The sequence below is a fragment of the Rhizobium sp. P44RR-XXIV genome, assembly GCF_001999485.2.
Lineage (GTDB): Bacteria > Pseudomonadota > Alphaproteobacteria > Rhizobiales > Rhizobiaceae > Rhizobium.
This window is the reverse complement of record NZ_MPVZ02000029.1, coordinates 42,452-61,783: the sequence shown is the minus strand read 5'-3', so window position 1 is coordinate 61,783 and position 19,332 is coordinate 42,452. Positions and strand designations below refer to the sequence as shown.

The window sequence follows — 19,332 nt, the reverse complement described above, 5'->3', positions numbered from 1 at the left end:
AGATGGACATGAACTGGATCGAAATCGGCAACATCTCGGATATTCCCTTGCGTGGCGCGCGGTGCGTGAAAACCCCGCAGGGCAAGATCGCCGTCTTCCGCACCGCCGAAAACCAGATCTTCGCCATCGAGGATCACTGCCCGCACAAGGGCGGCCCGCTGAGCCAGGGGATCGTCCATGGTGCGGCCGTCACCTGTCCGCTGCACAATTGGGTGATTTCGCTCGAAACCGGCGAAGCGCTTGGTGCGGACAAGGGCGCGGTCAGGACCATTCCGGTGCGCAACGAAAATGGCGTGCTGTCGATCGCGCTCGACAGCCTGATGATGGCGGCGGAGTGAGCGGCGCGACCATGCCCGTTGAGACCAAAACTACCTGCCCTTATTGCGGCGTTGGCTGCGGAGTTGTCGCCAGCGTCGGCGGTGACGGCAAGGTCTCCGTCAAGGGCGATCCCGATCATCCGGCCAATTTCGGCCGGCTGTGTTCAAAGGGATCAGCGCTCGCCGAGACCATCGACCTCGACGGTCGTCTCCTCCATCCGGAGATCGAAGGCGAGCGGGCGAGTTGGAACCAGGCACTCGATCTCGTCGCGAAACGCTTCGGCGAGGCGATTGCCGAGCATGGCCCGGATTCCGTTGCCTTCTATGTGTCCGGCCAACTGCTGACGGAAGATTATTACGTCGCCAACAAGCTGATGAAGGGCTTCATCGGCTCGGCCAATATCGACACGAATTCCCGGCTCTGCATGTCATCCTCCGTTGCCGGTCATCGCCGCGCCTTTGGCGCTGATACCGTGCCAGGCACTTATGAAGATATCGAGCTTGCCGATCTGGTGATCTTGACCGGCTCCAATCTCGCCTGGTGCCACCCGGTCATCTACCAGCGGCTGGCCGCAGCCAAAGCGGCGCGACCATCCATGAAGATCGTCGTCATCGACCCGCGCCGGACGATGAGCTGCGACATAGCCGACCTGCATCTGGCAATCCGGCCAGACGGCGACGTCGCGCTCTTCCTCGGCCTCTTCGCGCATCTGATCGCAAGCAATGCCGTCGACCAGAATTATGTGGCCGAACATACCAATGGCTTTGCCGAGGCTTTTGCCACCGCATGCGCCGCGTCGTTCAACGAGGTGCTTGACCTCACTGGCCTGCCGGCGATGCAGCTTCGCGAATTCTACCGGCTGTTTGCCGCGACCGAGAAAGTCGTCACCTGCTACAGCCAGGGCGTCAACCAATCCTCGTCCGGCACGGACAAGGTCAACGCCATCATCAATTGTCACCTCGCCACCGGCCGCGTCGGTCGGCCCGGCATGGGACCCTTCTCGTTGACGGGACAACCGAATGCCATGGGCGGCCGCGAAGTCGGCGGCCTCGCCAACATGCTCGCCGCCCACATGGCGATCGAGAGTGCTGGAGACCGCGACCGCGTGCAGCGCTTCTGGCAGGCGCCGGGGATTGCCGCCAGGCCGGGGCTGAAAGCTGTCGACATGTTTCGCGCAGTCGGTGACGGGCGCATCAAGGCAATATGGATCATGGCCACCAATCCTGTGGTCTCGATGCCGGATGCCGACGCAGTCAAGGCCGCGATCGAGGCCTGCCCCTTCGTCGTCGTCTCCGACATACTGAGAGAGACCGATACGACACGGCATGGGCATGTGTTGCTACCCTCGCTTGGCTGGGGCGAGAAGGACGGCACCGTCACCAATTCCGAGCGACGGATCTCCCGGCAGCGGCAATTTCTTTCCGTACCCGGTGAAGCCAGACCCGATTGGTGGCAAATGGCCGAAGTCGGTCGCCGCATGGGTTTTTCTGCAGCATTTTCCTTTCAGACTGCCGTAGACATCTTCGCCGAACATGCCGGGCTCTCCGGCTTTGAGAACAATGGCAATCGCGACTTCGACATCGGCGTGCACGAGGCGATCGGTGAAGAAGAGTATGACGCCTTGGTGCCGTTCCAGTGGCCGCAGGCGGCAGGATCAATACGCCAGACGACACGCTTCTTCGCCAAGGGCGGCTTCTACCACGCCGATCGCAAGGCCCGCTTCGTGGCCGTCGAAGCGCCGGCGAGTGATCGAACCAACAGCCAGTTTCCGTTGACACTGAATACCGGCCGCATTCGCGACCACTGGCATACGATGACCCGCACCGGCAAGAGCGCGCGCCTGTCGCAGCACATCGCCGAGCCCTTTGCCGAGATCCATCCCCGCGACGCCATGGAGATCGGCGTTGGCGATGCCGGCCTGGTCGAGATCGAAAGCCCGTATGGTGAGGTGATCGTTCGAGCCCTGGTGACGGAGAGGCAGGCACGCGGCAGCCTGTTCGTGCCGATGCACTGGAACGACAATTTTGCCGCAAGAGCACGCATCGATAGCGTCGTTGCGCCTGTCACCGACCCCATTTCCGGCCAGCCGGCTTCGAAAAATGTCGCCGTCCGCGCCCGCCCCTTCAAGCCAGCACATTATTGCTTTGCGGTCTCGGCGGCAAAACCGCGTCATCTGGATAGCGCCTACTGGGCGCTTGCCAAGACCGACGGCGGATGGCGCATCGAGCTTGCATTCAATGCGACGCCGGATGATTGGGTCGGCTGGTGTCGCACAACGTTTGACATACCCGACCGGCTGGAGCCGCTCGGCTACGCTGACCGGGCCTCCGGCGACCTACGCCTTGCCTTCTTCGACGGTGAGCGGCTGCTTGCAGCGCTGTTTGTCGCCAGCCAACCTGTCGCCGTCGCCCGAAACTGGGCGATTGCACAGCTATCCGCGTCGCATGGCAATCTGCGCAAACGCTTCGCTCTCGTCGCCGGCAGGCCCGGTGCCGATACCGTCGATGCGGGTGCAACGGTCTGCTCCTGCTTCAGCGTCGGCGTCAATCAGATCGTCATCGCCATCCGCGGTGGCTGCCACAGCGTCGAGGCAGTCGGCAAGGCCCTGAACGCCGGCACCAACTGCGGCTCCTGCCGCGCCGAGATCCGCGGGATCATCGATGGATGTCTCGCCGCTGCCGCCGAATAAATCACCCCAGAGCTACGTCTTGAGCCACCATCAATCATTCGTCGAAAACCCCTGTTTCGCCTGATTGACCGTAATGTTAGGTTTTTGGAAAGCAGCGTTATCATTTCGATTGCTTTTTGCACTCGTGGGGGATGAGGGCAGATGGAGGCAGCAGGCCAGAAAGTTCAGTTGAGTTATGGGGTCGAACCCGGAATTCGCTTTGCCCTGCTTCTTGACGGCAATGGCGGCTGCCGTGAAATCAGCAGTACAGGCTTGCGGAAGTGGAAGCCTGCAGACGGGATCCTTTGGGTTCATCTCGAGCGCGATCATGACGCGGCAGCGGCATGGGTAGCCGACAATGGCGGTTTCGATCCTCTCGTTGCTGACGCCTTGCTGGAGGATGAATCCCGCCCGCGCGTGGAGCCCGTCGACGACGGTTTGCTGATCATCCTGCGCGGGGTCTGCGCTTCGCCTCCCGAGGACGCGGAAGGAGCAGCGGCGGAACTGGATCTCGTGCCGCTTCACGCCTGGGTCGACGAAAACCGCGTTGTGACACTTCGTGACAGCGGGCATTACATCACAGCGCTTCGCGACATCCGGCTCGTGCTCGAAAAGGGCAAGGGTCCGAAGCGCACCGGCGAATTGCTCGCCCTTGTCAGCGACAAGCTCGTGAGAGACCTGGAACCGGTCCTTGACGGGATGGACGAGGAAGTGGACGAACTGGATGAGCTGATCTTCCATGGCGAAGCAGCCGAAGTTCGCGAGCGCCTGAAGCTGCTCCGCAGGCAAGCCGTGCAGCTTCGCCGCTATCTCGCGCCGCAGCGCGATGCGCTCAATCGTATCGAACATGACGATGCGCCCTGGCTTGCCGAACGCGACAAGCTGCGAATGCGTGAGGTCATCGACAAGCTGATGCGCTGCATCGAATATCTGGATGCGATCCGCGACCGGACAAGCATTCTGCACGACGACCTCTCGACCGTGATCAGCGAACGGATCGCACGCAATTCCAACCGGCTTGCAGCACTTGCCGCCCTCCTCCTGCCGCCAAGCGTCGTCGCCGGCCTTTTCGGCATGAATGTCGGCGGCATTCCAGGCGTCAACGACACCTGGGCTTTCATCATCATAGTCGCCCTTGTCGCTGTAACCTCCGCCGTTACCCTCTACATCATGAAGCGCATACACTGGCTTTGACGGCCGCGGAACCGCCGGGGCCGCAACAGCGTTCCCTATCAATTCCGCCCAGGAGATTGAGATGATGCGCCGCCAAGCATGCCTTCTTGCAATCCTCGCCGCACTCTGTGTCGCGGCTCCTGCTTCCGCGGATGAGAGCGGATTTCTGAAGCCGTTGAACGGCACTTGGATTGGGACCGGCAAGGTACTGCGCAAGATCGGAGGCTCGCCGATCAACGTCTCCTGCAAATTCACTATCAGCGCACCCGGATCTTCTATTGCGATGAAGGGCAATTGCCGCGGGCTTCTGGTCATCAACCGAGCAATTTCGGCGAACCTTACGGCGCGGGGAACCCGCTATTCGGGCACGTACACCGGCCCGTCCGGTGCGTCGTCGCAACTATCCGGGAGCAGACGGGGTGATGTGATCAGTCTGGCTGTGCGCTGGGCACGCTTGGTCAATGGCGACCGGAATGCCAATATGGCCATCCGCAAACAAGGCAGCAACCAACTGACAATCCAGACAATCGACAAGGACCTGTCATCAGGCAAATCTGTCGTTACCAGCGATATCAACCTGCGTCGCCAATGATGGTTAGGGCAAGCCGATGCTGTCAGGCCATTTTGAATGAACCGCCTAACTGACACCACTTCCATGATCGTCGTCGCCCGCGGCAAGCCCGCCGCGCCAAAAAATGCAGCCTTGCCTTTGCCCTATTTCATCCCTATATTATAAACTGTCGATCTTGCTTGATGATCTTTGTTTGCCCGGAAGCGTGGCGCGAATTTTCTTTCAATTTCGGTTTTGTAATACTGCGGAAATTCTTTTCCACAGAACGAAATTCTATGTCTAATTGAAAGGAATTCCCTATGACTTCAGGGACCGTAAAGTGGTTTAACAGTGCCAAGGGTTTTGGCTTCATTCAGCCTGAAGACGGCGCTACGGATGTGTTCGTTCACATTTCTGCTGTCGAGCGCGCTGGAATGAACTCTCTCGCCGAAGGTCAGAAGCTGAGCTACGAGCTGGTGCGCGATCGCAAGACCGGCAAAAGCTCTGCTGACAATCTGCGAGCAATCTAATTGTCATTCGTCATGCTGACCACGGATGTACTGGCAGCGATGAACTGAGTGACGGGGAAGGTCGGGTTAAAGCCCGGCCTTTTGTATTTCTGCGACCCACCGATAAGGGGATGCCATGAGCAGAATGACGTATTCGACTGGAGACTTGGTGGTCTTGAAAGCGGATCTCACTCGGCTGAAGGCAGCTCCGAGGATGTGTCGCATCATCAGTATGCTGCCTTCCGACACCGTCGAGGCCTACTACCAGGTTCGCTTCACGCACGAGAATTTCGAGCGGCGGATCGCAGCAACGGAAATCGAAACGCTCTGCGAAGATCCACATGCCGACGGAGAAGGATCTCCCTCTCAGCGATCGGAACCTTGGTTAAAGCCTCTCGCCAAGGGAGCCAAAAAGCAAGTCTCCCGATAGGCCGTAGCGCGGCGCGTTGAAAAGCGAAAAATGTTTCGCTGGCAGTTCTCGCAGCCAGCAATGATATTGATCAAGCATGGTGCGCATTCAATAAAGATATGACCCGAAAGGGTATATCCCAAGAGACAAAAATGCGTAGAGCCCGTACAAAACAGTTAAAGCTGTGCGTTAAAGATGATGCATGAGCCAGTCCACGATAGCACAGCTTGATAAGAACCACAGAGATATGGCTTGCTACCCCAGAGCGACCGAAGCCGGACTCAAAATCGTTAGTCTTCGGACATTCGTCCGTATTTGTCCTTACGCAAAAAGGAGCGATCATGTCAGCTACCAAAGAACAGTTTTTCAAGAAAACCGCATCTCTCGGCAGTGATAAAGCCACGATTACCGACAATGCAGCAAAGAGCATCGTTGCAGCAGAAAACATCGCCCGTGAGAAGAAAACCGAGGCCCTGCGAGCCCTTCGCCTGCAACAGGAAGCCACGGAAGAGCCCAAGGCCGCAAAGCCGGTAAAAGAAAAGAAAAAGACTGTCAAACGCGGCCGGGCATAGCATGGCCGCCTCACCAGGCGTGGCGCATACATTCGGACAACAAGTTTAGCGGACAGCTTGCGACATGGCTCTAGAAGCCAAGTCGTTCACGCCTTTCCATGTCCTTGACGTTGAGAATGGCGCAATAGGTCTTTGCTTCCTTCTCCGTCAGAACATTCAAGATCCAATGCGTGGGTTCTGCCGCCCTTCCCGTGAAAATATCATACACGGTCCAGGTACGATCGCATTCCCGGCGAATGGCATACCTGAATGTGAGCTTCGACATGGGCCACCGCGAAGGATAGCGGCGGAGCAATTTCCGTGTCGCATCAATCGCAAGTACTTTACCAGTCATTCGGTTGTCGGAAAAGATGGATTGCTCGGCGACCCTTTGCAACGTCGAAAAATACTTGCCGTTACGCTAGGCAGACGGCGGAAAAACGGAAATAAAATTCCCCACCACTTGAATTCAACGAATAATGGACTACTTACCTGTTAACAACATTGCTGGTGAGCGCTGAAATGACGCTCGCAATGTTCTAGTCGCTTTCTTCTTCTGACCACGGATGTACTGGCATTGGTGTGGAGGCGACGTCAGGAAGGTCGGCGCGGTTTCGCTCCGGCCTTTTTTGTTGCCGATGGCTCTAGGCGTCATCCGCAAAGGCTGCACTTCTCTAAAATCGAAAAGCCCCAGCTACCGCGATCTCATTGAGCATCGAAGTTCATGGGAGATTATAGTCGGCGACGCGGTCGGCGCATGCGATTGGCACGGAACTTCAGGCCGTTCGTGACGTTACAATATGAGAATACTGTACAGACCGATTGCAGCACGGTGGCTCAGCGCGTGAGCATAGGAGCGCGACGGGCGCTTATACGTCATGAGCTTGACTTTGAGTTTTCAATATGAGAACATAAAGTGAACATATGGAGATATCCATGAGCAAAGCAGAGCAAGTCATTGAACGTGCCATGACCTTTGTCGCGGTCTCGAAGGCCCTTCGGGAGCGGGAGCAGGAGCGGCTTGCCAATTGGAAACGCCGCGTCGACATCAGCCGACCGCTACCGCCCTTGCCGCGCGCTGTTCAGCTTTCATTGAAACTGGATAGCTGAGGCGGCGGAGGTGGTAACAGCACTCGGCCGGCTGTGGGCGCTCGCCTGCCGGCGGGCGCCCTGTTCTTTAAATCCCATCAAGCCTTGAAGAAGGCCAGCAGATCGGCATTGATCACATCTGCATGCGTCGTGGCCATGCCGTGCGGGAAGCCCTTATAGACCTTAAGCGTGCCGTTCTTCAGCAGCTTGATGGAGAGCAGGGCCGCATCTGCGATCGGAACGATCTGGTCGTCATCGCCATGCATGACGAGCGTCGGCACTTCGATCTTCTTCAGATCCTCGGTGAAATCGGTTTCCGAGAAGGCCTTGATGCAATCATAATGCGCCTTGGTGCCACCCATCATGCCCTGGCGCCACCAATTGTCGATGATGCCCTGCGACACCGCCGCACCGGGGCGGTTGAAGCCGTAGAACGGTCCCGACGGAATATCGCGGTAGAATTGGGCGCGATTGGCGGCAAGAGCAGTCCGAAAGCCGTCGAATACTTCCAGCGGCAGGCCGCCCGGATTCTTGTCGGACTTGACCATGACTGGCGGCACGGCACCGATCAGCACTGCTTTCGCAACCCGGCCGTGATGGCCATACTGGCCCACATAGCGGGCGACTTCACCGCCGCCGGTGGAATGGCCGACGTGGATGGCACCTTTCAGATCGAGATGCTCGGCAAGGGCGGCCACGTCAGCGGCGTAAGTATCCATCTCGTTGCCGGTCGCTGTCTGGCTGGAGCGGCCGTGGCCGCGGCGATCATGCGCGATGACGCGATAGCCTTGATTGAGGAAGAACAACATCTGGGCATCCCAGTCATCGGCGCTCAAGGGCCATCCGTGATGGAAAACGATCGGCTGCCCTGTTCCCCAATCCTTGTAGAAAATCTCGGTTCCGTCCTTGGTGGTGATCGTGCTGCTGCTCATTGTGTCCTTCCCTTTCGAAGATTGCTTTGTAGAGGCTTGCGCAGGTTGAGCGAAAGGCGTGATGGCGGCGGCGGCAAGGCCGAGCCCGGCTGTCATGACGCCCCGGCGGGTAGCTTGATGCATCGACTGGCTCATTTCAATCTCCACTAAAAATATATCGTGCGATTTATTATCGCGACATTCATATCTGTAGAGAACCGTTTCGCCCTTGTCCATATAAAAATTTATTTTGCGATTATTTATCGCGATATATAATTCCACCAACGAAGCCGAAGGCCTTGTTTCCGCCAAAACCACGCCTCTCAAAGCCGCCTGCCCCACAGACGACCGGGCATTCCAACATCATCCGCGTCGATTATTGCGCCGGCTTATCCGCGAAGTGCGAAAGCGCAAACTCGGCCACTCTCGCGACCGACCTCCTGGCATCGTCGAGCCAGAACGGAAAAATCTGCCATTGATGGATCATGCCGGGCCAGATCTCCAGGCTCACATTGCCGCCCGCCTGCTCCACCTTGTCCGCCAGACGCGTGCTGTCGTCGAGCAATGTTTCCCGCGAGCCAACTTGTATCAGCAGCGGCGGAAATCCGCCGAAATTGGCATAGAGCGGTGATATATCGGGATCGACCGCGGAGTGACCACGCGCGAAGGCGTCTCGGATGACCGTCAGCTCGGCCTTGCCCATGAACGGATCACTCGCAGCGTTGGTAACCAGCGACGCTCCCGTTGCCGCAAAATCGGTGACAGGGCTCATGGCAATCACGGCTGCGGGAAGCGCACCCCTCAGGCGAAGCTGGTTCAGGACGACCTCGATAGCCAGCGTCGCCCCCACGGACTCGCCGGCGATCACGATATTCCCGGCCTTGTATCCCGACATCAAAAGCCAGCGATAGGCAGCGATCGCATCGTCTGTCTGGGCCGAAAATCCATAGTCCGGTGCGAGACGATAATCGATGATCAGCACGTCGGCTGATGCCGCCTTGGCGAGCGAGGAAGCGATGTTGCGGTGCGTCCTGAGCGAGCCGCTGTAGAAGCCGCCTCCATGCAGATAGAGGATCGCCCGCCTGCCGATTGGATGATGGAGCCTTGCCGGCCACATGAGATCGGCATCGACGCCATTGGCGTCGACACGGCGAATTTGCACCCGCGTCGCATCCGGCGTCGCTGCCATCAATGTTTCGAAATCGGCGCGACGGCGTAGCAGGTCCTTGTCGGACATGGCGCCGTTTTCGCGTATGACACCGATCAACTTCTCGATCTGCTCGCTCGACGCCTTCGTCTGCGGCGGCAAATCAACCGCCTCTGCCGCAAATGCCGATGCGAACGGCACAAAGCCAAATACTGTCACAACAACCATCGTCATGGCAAAGAGGATTGTGCAGCGAAGTGACCGGAACTCGTTCATAAGATAAGCCTTTTCCCTCAAGGCCGAACAGGATGTCGCAACGCTACGGTCGCAGAAATGCGCTTTGAGTCAAGCAGAGCAGAGAACGAGATGGATTGATTGGCGGTTGATGGCCAAGCGGCGCGTGCTTGGCCATCAGCTGTAATGTACGCCCTTGTACATCACATAGCCGACCGGATGATGCGTGAAATGAAGAACAGGCAACACCGGATTGCTGTTATCGTCCGTGAGGTAAGCAGAAGCGATCGGGATATATTCGCCCTGCAGCTCGATCGGCTCGCCCGCCTTCAGGTCGGGAATCTCGTGATCCAGCCCCTCATCGTCGCCAAAGCGAACGGCGACGAAAACGGTCTGCCCATTGATATCCTCGTCGCCACCGTCGAACTTCAGCACTGCGCTGATTGTGACGGTAAAATGCTGATGGTTTGCCCCGTGGTGATTGTCCGGGGCCTCGAACACATGGGCTATGGTGCCCTGGACGCGCGCCAGCGGCGCGCCCAGCGAGTGCGAAAACCGGTGGTGGGGCAGGATCTTGGTCGCGCGATTGCTCATGATCACCTCGATGGGAATGCCGATCGGACCGGCGGTATGATCGACTGATTATCGATCTTCCATTGCAATGAGGTGACAGACGGGATGTGAGAAACCCCGGAAGCTCAATCGGCCTGTCGCGCCGCCGCCAAACGAGCCATGATCGCCTCACGCGCCGTCCGTGAGCCGGCAAGACGTGCCTTCGTCTTTGCCAAGACATCGGCGCTCGCCTCTTCCGGCAGACCGGAATGAAACGGCGGCTCAGGCGCATATTCCAGCGACAGCTGAATTGTTTCCGCCTCTTCTCGATCCCGCAAGGCTGCAACGATCGTCAGTCCGAAATCGATGCCGGCGGTAACGCCGCCCGCGGTGAAGATATTGCCATCCCGCACGACGCGCCCCGGCGTGGCGATGGCGCCGAAGCCCGCGAGAAAATCCTTGGCGTTCCAATGGGTCGTCGCCTTCTTGCCCTCTAGCAGACCCGCAGCGCCGAGCACCAGGGCGCCGGTGCATACCGATGTCACGAAGCGTGCTTGCTCCGCCTGCTTGCGGATGAAAGCCAGAACTGTTTCATCCTCCAGCAGCGCGTTGACACCGCTGCCGCCGGGCACACAGATGACGTCGAGCTGCGGGCAGTCGGCGAAAGTCGTCGTCGGCTGCAGTACCAGCTTCGTTGCCGAAATGACGGGCGATCGATCCTTCCAGACAAGATGAACCTCGGCATCGTCCATTGATGCGAATACCTCATAGGGCGCCGTCAGATCGAGTTGCTGGACGCCTGGGAAGGCGAGCAGGCCGAAGCGAATGGTCATGATACGTCTCCAGTGATTGACTTTGCCAATCTTATGCGAGAACAATTTGGCGCATTTGCCAATCAACCCTCATTTCTTGCCAATCATGCGCCGCATCGAGATACTCGCCTTTGAGAATGCCCAGCTGCTGGATATCACCGGTCCGCTGCAGGTTTTCACCAGCGCCAATGAAACCGCGTCCAACAATGGCCTGCCGCAGCCCTACGAGGCCGTCGCCGTCGCGGCCGGCACACAAACCAAGACCAGCGCGGGTCTTGTGCTGCTGACGGAGCCGCTCGGCGATACCAGTGGCTCGCTCGACACCTTGCTGATCGCCGGTGGCTGGGGCGTCAACAAGGCTTGTGAAGACATGGAGCTGGTCGAATGGATACGGCGGCGATCAGCCAGCGCCCGGCGAACCGCCTCCGTCTGCAGCGGCGCCTTTCTGCTTGCCGAAGCCAAACTTCTCGACGGGCGACGGGCGGCAACCCATTGGAACCGCATCGAGGAATTTTCGAAGCGCTTCCCTCGAGTGAGGCTCGAGCCAGATCCGATCTTCGTTCAAGACGGGCAGATCTGGAGCTCGGCCGGTGTCACCGCAGGTATCGATCTTGCCCTTGCGCTCGTCGAGGCGGACCTCGGGCGCAAGCTGGCGCTTTCGGTGGCGCGAGAACTCGTCGTCTTCCTGAAGCGACCGGGTGGCCAGGCACAATTCAGCTCGGCGCTGCGCCTGCAGCAAAGCGACGAACGCTTCGACCGTCTGCATGCCTGGATCATGGACAATCTGCGCGCTGACCTTTCCCTGCCTGCCCTTGCTGAGCAGGCGAATATGAGTGCGCGCAGTTTCTCGCGTCATTACGTGAAAGGCACGGGGCGCACACCGGCCAGAGCCGTGGAAGAGATTCGCATCGAAGCAGCGCGTCGCCTTCTCGAAGAAGGGTTAACAGTTCATCAAGCACGGACGCGCTGCGGTTTCGCATCGGAAGAGACCATGAGGCGCAATTTCATGCGGAAATTCGGGACGACTCCGCAGGCATTTCGCGATCATTTCGGCTAGGCAGCGGCCGGCCGATGATGAACGCAAAATCGCCATCAACCCGGCAATAGTCATCTGACGATCCCGCCGCAAACACCCATCACAGGTCAGGTGTCAAATGTCTCGCTTCGATGCCATCCTCCGAAAATCCACCGTCGTGGCAATGTCTCTCCTGTTGGCTGATGTCGCCCAGGCGCAGGCCGCCGACCTGCGAAGCCCGTGGGACACGCCAGTCTCCGTGCAAAAAAATGAACCATTCACGTGCCCCACGCCACCCAATCTGCCGACGTCTATCAAGGCGGCGGATTATTATAGCGACGCGGCACATTCCATCGTCGATCCCGTGCGCAAGAAAGCCTATGACGAGGCGACCGGCAGCCTGCGTGCGGCAATGCGAACCGTCAATGCCATGGCCGACCGCTATCGGGCCGGAGACGGTGAAGCCAGCGCGACCTGCGCCGCACATTTCCTCGACAGCTTTGCCACCAGCGGCGCGCTGACCGGCGCCACGGCGACGAACCAGGCAGTCTATGTGCAGGGTTGGGTGCTTGGCTCCTTCGCGGTCACCTGGCTCAAGATCCGCTTCGATACCAACATCCCGTCAGATCAACGCTCCCGGATAGCGGGATGGCTCGCCGACGTCGCATCGCACAACATCACCTACTACCAACAGCGAGACGATAAGAGCGACGGACGCAACAATCATCGCTACTGGGCCGGGTTTACCGCCACGGCTGCCGGCATTGCGGCAAATCGAAAGGATCTGTTCGATTGGGGCGTCGGCAGCTTCAAGATCGGCGCGAGCCAGATCCAGCCGAATGGAACCTTGCCGCTGGAAATGGTGCGGCGATCCAGAGCGCTCCACTATCATATTTTCGCCGCCGCTCCTCTCGTGACAATAGCGGAATTGGCCTCCGCCAATGGTATCGACTTCTACGCAGCCGATGACAATGCCTTGCCTCGTCTCGTTCGGGCGGTCGTTGCCGGGATTGACGACCCTTCCTCCTTTGCCGCTGCAGCCGGAGCTCAGCAAGTAAAAATGCACCTTCAGGCGGACGACATCGCCTGGGCAGTCCCCTTTGAACGCCGCTTTCCAGCCCCTGCGCTTGATGCGCTGCTGAAGAAGCTGCCATCACGCAGCATGCCTTATCTCGGCGGCCTGCCGCCGAACTAATGGCGATGATCGATCGGCACCGACCGTGTTTGACCTTTCCCTCGTCATGCGAGCCGCCTAAGGTCAGGCAAATCAGGAATGCACAAGGGGCCGCAGACGCAATGACAACACACCGCTTCGTTCCAAACACCTACCACAATGTCATCGGCTCGTTGCCGCCCGCCCTGCACATCGCCGATGGCGATACCGTCATTACCGAAACGCTCGATGCGGCCGGTTATGACAAGCACGATATCAATCGCATCTCAGGCCCCAATCCGATGAACGGCCCGATCTTCGTCGAAGGGGCGGAACCGGGCGATTCTCTCAAGGTCGAAATCCTGACCATGGTGCCGACACGCGATACGGGATTCACCCGCAGCGTCGTTGCCGGCAATGTCGTCGATCCGCGCGATGTGAGAGCCCTGCCGGAGAGCAAGAAGGTGATCTGGCAAATAGATCGTCAGGCCCTGACGACCAGGCTTGCAGAGCCGGTCGCCGGCCTTGAGGCACTCATGCTGCCACTCGCGCCGATGATCGGCTGCTTTGGGGTGGCGCCTTCGCTCGGCCAGGCGATCTCGACCGCCACCAGCGGCGAGTTCGGCGGCAACATGGACTATCGGCTGCTCGGACCGGGCACGACCGTCTGGTTCCCGGTATCGGCGCCGGGCGCCCTTTTCTTCCTTGGCGATTGCCATGCGGTGCAGGGAGACGGCGAGATCGTCGGCACGGGGATCGAGACCACCTTCGAGGTGACGGTGCGGCTGAGCGTGGAGAAGAGGAAGACCATAATCTGGCCGCGCGGCGAAACGGCCGACGACATCTTCACCATCGGCAATGCCCGGCCACTCGACCAGGCGCTACAGCACGCCACGAGCGAGATGCTGCGCTGGCTCGACTCTGATTATGGTCTCGACAAGACCGCTGCCAGCCACCTGCTCGGTCAGGTCGTGCGTTACGATGTCGGCAATGTCTTCGACCCGGCCTACACCATGGCCTGCCGCGTTTCGAAATCCTGGTTGAAGCGGCGCTAACCCTCAGCCCGCATCCTGCGCCTCGTCGCGCCGTTGGCGCGACACGTTGCTTTCCTGCCGTTCCCGCGCCATGCGGCTGACGGCGGCGCGCAATTGTGGATGCCGTGACATGAACAGGTTAAAATCGCGGCGCTCCAGCACGAAGAGCTGACAGAAATCGACGGCGACGACATCGGCGGTGCGGCGTGCGCCCGTCAACAAAGCCATTTCACCGAAGAAGGCACCCGCGCCAAGCGGGATCTCGTCCTCCTCGAGCTGCACTTCCACGGCGCCGGAGGCGATGAAGAACATGCTGTCGCCACGGTCACCGGTGCGAATGACACGGTCGCCCGGAGACGCTGATCGCGGCCGGAAGAGCAGCAGAAGCTCTTCATGCGCATTGTCATCCAGCTCGGCAAACATCGGAAAAGTTTCGATCAGCTGCTCGATCTCAAGATGATGCTGCTGATCCCGTTCTTCACGCTGCTTGCTGATAATGGTCAGCTCGCGGCGCAGCCCATCCTGCTTTGCCATGCCATATTTGTTGGCCAGCGATGGCCACCGGGCAAAGGTCCAATTCTCGATTTTCTCGACCGCGAAGAAGGCCAGCGGATTGAGTGTGATCGACAGGATCGCGCCTGCGAGAATGAGATCCTGCCCCTCACGGGATAACAGGCCGAGCGAAACACCAAGCCCGGCCAGGATGAAGGAAAATTCGCCGATCTGCGCCAGACCGGCCGCAACGGCAAATCCCATGCTCGCCGGATAGCGCAGCAGCAGCACCACGCCGAAAGCGATCAACGACTTGCCGAGCATGATGAGCGCGAGCACGCCCCCAACCATCAACGGTTCGCGCACCAGCACCGAGGGATCGAACAGCATGCCGACAGAGACGAAAAACAGCACGGAAAAAGCGTTCTGTAACGGCAGGGAATCGGCCGCCGCCCTATGGCTGAGATGCGATTCACTCATCACGAGCCCGGCAAAGAAAGCCCCGAGCGCGAAGGAAACGCCGAATATTTCCGCCGCCCCGAAGGCGATGCCAAGCGCGATCGCCAAAACCGACAGCGTGAAGAGCTCACGCGAGCCCGTTCGGGCAACGGATGTCAGCAGCCAGGGGACGATGCGCGGACCAATGAAGATCGCGACAAGAGCAAAGGCTGCCACCTTGACCAATGTCATGCCGATCGTCAGCCAGATCGAACCGGATGCCGCATGCTCGCCGGCATCCGTGTGGCCGCCCATGACACCGGCAAAGGCCGGCAGCAGCACAAGCGCCAGCACCATGACGAGATCTTCGACAATGAGCCAGCCGACGGCGACGCGGCCATTCGTCGAACTCACCAGATTGCGCTCCTCCAGCGCTTTCAGCAGCACGACCGTACTGGCGACGGCAAGGCTCAGTCCCAGCACTACGCCGGCACCGACGCCCCAGCCCCAGAGGGAGGCCAAGCCGATGCCCAACAGGGTGGCTATCAGGATCTGGCCGATGGCGCCTGGAATGGCGACACCGCGCACCGCGAGCAGATCAGCCGCCGAAAAATGCAAGCCAACCCCGAACATCAGCAGGATGACGCCGATCTCGGCCAATTGCGATGCGAGCGAAACATCGGCGACAAAGCCTGGCGTCGACGAGCCGATGATCACGCCTGCAACTAGATAGCCAACCAATGGCGGCAGGTGCAGCCTGTCGGCCAGATAGCCGAAAACAGCCGCAAATACGAATCCAGCGGCAATCAATGCGATCAATGCAACGTCGTGCGGCACGGCAGTCCTTCCCGTTTCACGGCGTTAAGCCCGTTTCTCTTTGTTTCTGGCTACCTAGCATCGCTTCTGCCGGGCCGTCTACGGGATCGTGCGAAAGCGAAGGAAACGTCGCCTCACTTTCGCAAGGCGACGCTGGTAAGCGCCTTTACTGATCGAGAACGATCTGCAGCTTTACATCGGTCGGCCGGGCTTCGACGGCGCGATCGAATGCCTTGATGGACTCTTCGAAAGCAAAGGTCTCCGAGATCAACGGCTTCAGATCGACGCGACCGGAGGCAATCAGCGCGATGGAGCGTTCATACTGGTGGGCATAGCGGAACACCGTCTCGATGCGGATTTCCTTGGTCGATGCCGTCGAAACATCGAAACCGACCGGATTGACCGGCAGGCCGACGGCAACGACGGCGCCACCCGGGCGCGGCAGCGCCATGAGAGTTTCCCAGGCCTTGGGCGAGCCCGAGCATTCAAAGACGACATCTGCACCCCAGCCATCCGTCAGGCGATTGATCTCCTCGACCAAGTTCTTCTCGCGAATATTGACCGGGATGACGCCCTGATATTGGGCGGCGATATCGAGCTTCGGCTGGGCAAGGTCGGCAACGACCGCCCGCGCGCAGCCACCGGCAAGCGCTGCGATCGCCACCATGATGCCGATCGGGCCGGCGCCGAGGACGACAGCCGTGTCGCCTGGGGTGATGCGCGCCTTGGTCGCCGCCTGCATGCCGACAGCAAAGGGCTCAATCATCGCCCCTTCTGCAAAGCTGACATTGTCAGGCAGCTTGAAGGTATAGTTGGCCGGATGAACGACGAAGGGCGTCAGCACACCATGGATCGGCGGCGTGGCCCAGAAGGTGACGGCGGGATCGACATTGTACAGGCCGAGGCGGCTGGCCTTGGAATTCGCATCGGGAATACCCGGCTCCATGCAGACACGATCGCCGACCTTCAGATGCGTGACACCCGCGCCGAGTTCGACCACCGTACCCGCGGCTTCATGCCCGAGCACCATCGGCTCGTTGACGATGAAGGGGCCAATCTTGCCGTGCGTGTAATAATGCACGTCGGAGCCGCAGACACCGACCGTATGGATCTTGATCTTCACCTCGCTCGGCCCGACCTCCTGCGGCAGATCGATATCGCGGATCGCCAGCTCATGCTGACGCTCCAACACCAGGGCACGCACCTTGCTCATCTCGTTCTTCCTCTTTTCAAAGCAACCAATAGTTCCGCCGCCGCGGAAACGAATGTTTCACCCGTTATATCGCCAGGGTGGGTACCGCAGAATAACCTTTGCACGGATGCAAGCTCACTCACTCAACGAATGTAGCAAAACAATCCAACACCTGAGATTATTAGAAAAATCTAATTATTTAACATCCTATTGCCAATATTGACTGGAGTTCCATTTCTTGCCTTTCTAATAATCGAGGAAAAAAGGGAGGGCTCATTATGGCAGTATACGATTGGAGCGGACACCGCGTCCGCCGGATGAAAGTGCTGCGCACCGCAAGCTTTGCGATGCTCTTGATCATCTTGATGGCCATACCGGCAATATTGCTGCACTATAATCTCATCCAATACCCACATTGAACGAACCTGCAATACAGACCGTCACGCCGCCTTCTTCACGCCAGCCTTCGGTTTGCGTGACACATTATCGCCAGCCTCGCGATCAAGCGGCAGGCAGTCCAGCACGGCGAGCAGCGCAATAATCCCGAGCAGGACAAAGGCGAGGCGAAACTCGATGGCGACGATGCCGCCCATGCCAAGCGGCGCGCTCACGGCCTGACCGATACGGATACCGATCGCGCCCACAGCGATACCCATACCCATCGTCAGCTGAAAAACAGTGCTGAACAGCGTATTGGCGCCCGTCATCTGTCGCGGCGGAATGTCGGCGAAGGCAATTGTGTTCAATGCCGTGAAATGCATCGAGCGGCACATGCCGCCGATGAACAGCACCGGCACGATGAACCAAAGTGGCGTATCGGGCGAAAACAAAGCGCAGGCGGCAATGAAGACGGCATTCAGGATGCCATTGACGATCAGCACCGACTTGAAGCCGAAGCGCCGCAGGATCGGCGTCGTTGCCGGCTTCATCGCCAGATTGCCGGCAAAGACCGCCAGTGTCAGCATGCCGGCATGAAAGGCGCTGAGCCCGAAGCCGACCTGAAACATGAGCGGTAGCAGGAACGGCACCGCGCCGATGGCGGTGCGAAACAGCGACCCACCGGAGATGGTGACTGCGAAGGTCGGCAGCTTCAATCCGGAGAGATCGATGAGCGGATGCTCTGTCCTTCGGAAATGAAAAACGGATAGGATCAGAAGGACCAGTCCGACCGCCACATAGGCTCCAGCTTCCAGCCAGACAGGATCGGGGCGACCGATCAATTCCAGTCCATACATCAGGCTTGCCAACCCAACGCCGCTGACGATGAACCCCATCCAGTCGAAGGGTGGCCGTGCCGTGCTCTTGGTTTCGGGAATGAGCATGAGCGAAAAAACGAATGCCAAAATACCGAGCGGCAGATTGAGGAAGAAAATCCAGCGCCAGCTCGCATGGTCGGTAATGAAGCCGCCGAGCGGTGGTCCCAGCACCGGCGCGACCAGCGCCGGCCAGGTGATAGTCGCAATTGCCGAAATCAACTTGTCCTTCGGAGTGTTGTTCAGGACGACGAGCCGGCCCACCGGCACCATCATCGCCCCGCCAATACCCTGCAGGATACGCATGGCGACAAACGAGCCGATGCCGTTGGCAAAGCCGCACAGGACCGAGGCGAGCGTAAAGATGACGACAGCCGTGGTGAACACCAGCCGCGCGCCGAAGCGATCGCTGATCCAGCCGCTGATCGGAATGAAGACCCCAAGCGTCAGAAGATAGGCGCTCATGCCGATATTGAGATCGACCGGACGGGCACCGAAGGACACCGCCATCTGTGGCAGCGCCGTCGCGATGACCGTGCCATCCAGATTTTCCATGAAAAAAGCACCGGCCACGAGCAAGGCGATCAACAGCGGCCGCGAGCTCGCCACTGTCTGCTTTTCCTCCCGTTGTCCGCGCGTGGACATGTCATTCATTCGTCAGCCACTCCGAATCCTCCCGGCACTTCACCGCATTTAAACGCTTCGGCAACGTTTACGATAGATCGAAATCGTCCCATCAATCGCTCTGCCGATCACGTTTCACCTATTGAAGGGGGCGCAATTTGATCGCTGTTCCACTCAGCCTCACGGTGCGGACAAGTGCGGAGCGTCGTGCGCCCAAGCATTGCATCGGTAAACGGAGTGGTCACAGCGGGCCAGTAGGCATTCACGCACAAGACATGGTAGGGTTTTTCGTCGAAACATGCCGCATGAAGAACGACAGGATCGATATCGGAACACTATGGAACAGCCTCAAACAAGCCGAGACATCAGCATGAAGCCTCTCAAGCAAGCAT

Annotated in this window: 18 protein-coding genes; 11 read left to right on the top strand and 7 right to left on the bottom strand. The window is 59.1% G+C overall.

The genetic code is table 11. The features are described 5' to 3' along the window. The first annotated feature begins 2 nt into the window (after positions 1-2). The 7 genes from nirD (at position 3) to BSK43_RS35220 (ending at position 7,288) form a co-directional block, all read left to right on the top strand. Positions 3-338, top strand: coding sequence for a nitrite reductase small subunit NirD (gene nirD / locus BSK43_RS26410; RefSeq protein WP_077467751.1), 336 nt, complete (start codon positions 3-5; stop codon positions 336-338). Between the two features lie 11 nt (positions 339-349). Next, positions 350-3,007, top strand: a complete 2,658-nt coding sequence (locus BSK43_RS26405; RefSeq protein WP_077468255.1) for a nitrate reductase — start codon at positions 350-352, stop codon at positions 3,005-3,007. A 141-nt stretch (positions 3,008-3,148) separates the two neighbouring features. Further along, complete coding sequence (locus BSK43_RS26400) at positions 3,149-4,180, top strand: zinc transporter ZntB (RefSeq protein WP_077467750.1); 1,032 nt, start codon at positions 3,149-3,151, stop codon at positions 4,178-4,180. A 64-nt stretch (positions 4,181-4,244) separates the two neighbouring features. Beyond that, positions 4,245-4,751 carry a hypothetical protein gene (locus BSK43_RS26395; RefSeq protein ID WP_077468254.1) on the top strand — a complete coding sequence of 169 codons (507 nt, stop codon included), beginning with the start codon at positions 4,245-4,247 and terminating at the stop codon, positions 4,749-4,751. A gap of 278 nt (positions 4,752-5,029) precedes the next feature. After that, positions 5,030-5,239, top strand: a complete 210-nt coding sequence (locus BSK43_RS26390; RefSeq protein ID WP_068393822.1) for a cold-shock protein — start codon at positions 5,030-5,032, stop codon at positions 5,237-5,239. Positions 5,240-5,968: 729 nt separating this feature from the next. Then, entirely contained in the window at positions 5,969-6,199 is a 231-nt protein-coding gene (locus BSK43_RS26385; protein WP_077467748.1) for a hypothetical protein, read from the top strand. A 915-nt stretch (positions 6,200-7,114) separates the two neighbouring features. Next, positions 7,115-7,288, top strand: a complete 174-nt coding sequence (locus tag BSK43_RS35220) for a hypothetical protein (protein WP_169055465.1) — start codon at positions 7,115-7,117, stop codon at positions 7,286-7,288. Positions 7,289-7,365: 77 nt separating this feature from the next. On the opposite strand, the gene BSK43_RS26380 is transcribed toward BSK43_RS35220, so the two are convergent. The 4 genes from BSK43_RS26380 to BSK43_RS26365 form a co-directional block, all read right to left on the bottom strand. Next, positions 7,366-8,199 (bottom strand): alpha/beta hydrolase, encoded by an 834-nt coding sequence (locus BSK43_RS26380; protein ID WP_136687288.1) that lies wholly within the window; start codon positions 8,197-8,199, stop codon positions 7,366-7,368. Positions 8,200-8,554: 355 nt separating this feature from the next. Beyond that, positions 8,555-9,559, bottom strand: coding sequence for an alpha/beta hydrolase (locus BSK43_RS26375; protein WP_077468253.1), 1,005 nt, complete (start codon positions 9,557-9,559; stop codon positions 8,555-8,557). 177 nt (positions 9,560-9,736) lie between these two features. Next, positions 9,737-10,153: a hypothetical protein gene (locus BSK43_RS26370; RefSeq protein ID WP_077467746.1), complete on the bottom strand. Its 417-nt coding sequence runs from the start codon at positions 10,151-10,153 to the stop codon at positions 9,737-9,739. A gap of 104 nt (positions 10,154-10,257) precedes the next feature. Beyond that, the gene (locus BSK43_RS26365; RefSeq protein ID WP_077467745.1) at positions 10,258-10,944 is read right to left on the bottom strand and encodes a DJ-1/PfpI family protein; all 687 of its coding nucleotides are present in this window, start codon (positions 10,942-10,944) and stop codon (positions 10,258-10,260) included. Positions 10,945-11,029: 85 nt separating this feature from the next. On the opposite strand from BSK43_RS26365, the gene BSK43_RS26360 reads away from it, so the two are divergent. The 3 genes from BSK43_RS26360 to BSK43_RS26350 all read left to right on the top strand — a co-directional run bounded on the left by BSK43_RS26360 (position 11,030) and on the right by BSK43_RS26350 (position 14,146). After that, a complete protein-coding gene (locus tag BSK43_RS26360; protein ID WP_077468252.1) occupies positions 11,030-11,980 on the top strand; it encodes a helix-turn-helix domain-containing protein in 951 nt (316 codons plus the stop codon). Between the two features lie 97 nt (positions 11,981-12,077). Continuing rightward, positions 12,078-13,133: an alginate lyase family protein gene (locus BSK43_RS26355; RefSeq protein ID WP_077467744.1), complete on the top strand. Its 1,056-nt coding sequence runs from the start codon at positions 12,078-12,080 to the stop codon at positions 13,131-13,133. A 101-nt stretch (positions 13,134-13,234) separates the two neighbouring features. Then, positions 13,235-14,146 (top strand): acetamidase/formamidase family protein, encoded by a 912-nt coding sequence (locus BSK43_RS26350; RefSeq protein ID WP_077467743.1) that lies wholly within the window; start codon positions 13,235-13,237, stop codon positions 14,144-14,146. Between the two features lie 3 nt (positions 14,147-14,149). Here the strand turns inward: BSK43_RS26350 and BSK43_RS26345 are convergent, their stop codons facing one another. Both BSK43_RS26345 and BSK43_RS26340 read right to left on the bottom strand, forming a co-directional pair. Further along, positions 14,150-15,892, bottom strand: coding sequence for a cation:proton antiporter (locus BSK43_RS26345; protein WP_077467742.1), 1,743 nt, complete (start codon positions 15,890-15,892; stop codon positions 14,150-14,152). 145 nt (positions 15,893-16,037) lie between these two features. Beyond that, on the bottom strand, positions 16,038-17,084 hold the full coding sequence (locus tag BSK43_RS26340; RefSeq protein ID WP_077467741.1) for an NAD(P)-dependent alcohol dehydrogenase: 1,047 nt from the start codon (positions 17,082-17,084) through the stop codon (positions 16,038-16,040). A gap of 257 nt (positions 17,085-17,341) precedes the next feature. Between BSK43_RS26340 and BSK43_RS35215 the strand changes: the two genes are divergently transcribed. Continuing rightward, positions 17,342-17,482 (top strand): hypothetical protein, encoded by a 141-nt coding sequence (locus BSK43_RS35215; RefSeq protein ID WP_158008762.1) that lies wholly within the window; start codon positions 17,342-17,344, stop codon positions 17,480-17,482. A 21-nt stretch (positions 17,483-17,503) separates the two neighbouring features. Here BSK43_RS35215 and BSK43_RS26335 read toward each other — a convergent pair whose 3' ends face one another. Further along, the gene (locus BSK43_RS26335) at positions 17,504-18,970 is read right to left on the bottom strand and encodes a DHA2 family efflux MFS transporter permease subunit (protein ID WP_077467740.1); all 1,467 of its coding nucleotides are present in this window, start codon (positions 18,968-18,970) and stop codon (positions 17,504-17,506) included. Positions 18,971-19,332: the final 362 nt, after the last annotated feature.

What these genes read in the sequence shown, in the direction of transcription:
- BSK43_RS26390 (WP_068393822.1), top strand. Translation starts at nt 5,030, where the DNA reads ATGACTTCAGGGACCGTAAAGTGGTTTAACAGTGCCAAGGGTTTTGGC.
- BSK43_RS26355 (WP_077467744.1), top strand. Translation starts at nt 12,078, where the DNA reads ATGTCTCGCTTCGATGCCATCCTCCGAAAATCCACCGTCGTGGCAATG.
- BSK43_RS26375 (WP_077468253.1), bottom strand. Translation starts at nt 9,559, where the DNA reads ATGACGATGGTTGTTGTGACAGTATTTGGCTTTGTGCCGTTCGCATCG.
- BSK43_RS26385 (WP_077467748.1), top strand. Translation starts at nt 5,969, where the DNA reads ATGTCAGCTACCAAAGAACAGTTTTTCAAGAAAACCGCATCTCTCGGC.
- BSK43_RS26335 (WP_077467740.1), bottom strand. Translation starts at nt 18,970, where the DNA reads ATGAATGACATGTCCACGCGCGGACAACGGGAGGAAAAGCAGACAGTG.
- BSK43_RS26405 (WP_077468255.1), top strand. Translation starts at nt 350, where the DNA reads ATGCCCGTTGAGACCAAAACTACCTGCCCTTATTGCGGCGTTGGCTGC.
- BSK43_RS26400 (WP_077467750.1), top strand. Translation starts at nt 3,149, where the DNA reads ATGGAGGCAGCAGGCCAGAAAGTTCAGTTGAGTTATGGGGTCGAACCC.
- BSK43_RS35220 (WP_169055465.1), top strand. Translation starts at nt 7,115, where the DNA reads ATGAGCAAAGCAGAGCAAGTCATTGAACGTGCCATGACCTTTGTCGCG.
- BSK43_RS26370 (WP_077467746.1), bottom strand. Translation starts at nt 10,153, where the DNA reads ATGAGCAATCGCGCGACCAAGATCCTGCCCCACCACCGGTTTTCGCAC.
- BSK43_RS26365 (WP_077467745.1), bottom strand. Translation starts at nt 10,944, where the DNA reads ATGACCATTCGCTTCGGCCTGCTCGCCTTCCCAGGCGTCCAGCAACTC.
- BSK43_RS26350 (WP_077467743.1), top strand. Translation starts at nt 13,235, where the DNA reads ATGACAACACACCGCTTCGTTCCAAACACCTACCACAATGTCATCGGC.
- BSK43_RS26360 (WP_077468252.1), top strand. Translation starts at nt 11,030, where the DNA reads ATGCGCCGCATCGAGATACTCGCCTTTGAGAATGCCCAGCTGCTGGAT.
- BSK43_RS35215 (WP_158008762.1), top strand. Translation starts at nt 17,342, where the DNA reads ATGGCAGTATACGATTGGAGCGGACACCGCGTCCGCCGGATGAAAGTG.
- BSK43_RS26395 (WP_077468254.1), top strand. Translation starts at nt 4,245, where the DNA reads ATGCGCCGCCAAGCATGCCTTCTTGCAATCCTCGCCGCACTCTGTGTC.
- BSK43_RS26380 (WP_136687288.1), bottom strand. Translation starts at nt 8,199, where the DNA reads ATGAGCAGCAGCACGATCACCACCAAGGACGGAACCGAGATTTTCTAC.
- nirD (WP_077467751.1), top strand. Translation starts at nt 3, where the DNA reads ATGGACATGAACTGGATCGAAATCGGCAACATCTCGGATATTCCCTTG.
- BSK43_RS26340 (WP_077467741.1), bottom strand. Translation starts at nt 17,084, where the DNA reads ATGAGCAAGGTGCGTGCCCTGGTGTTGGAGCGTCAGCATGAGCTGGCG.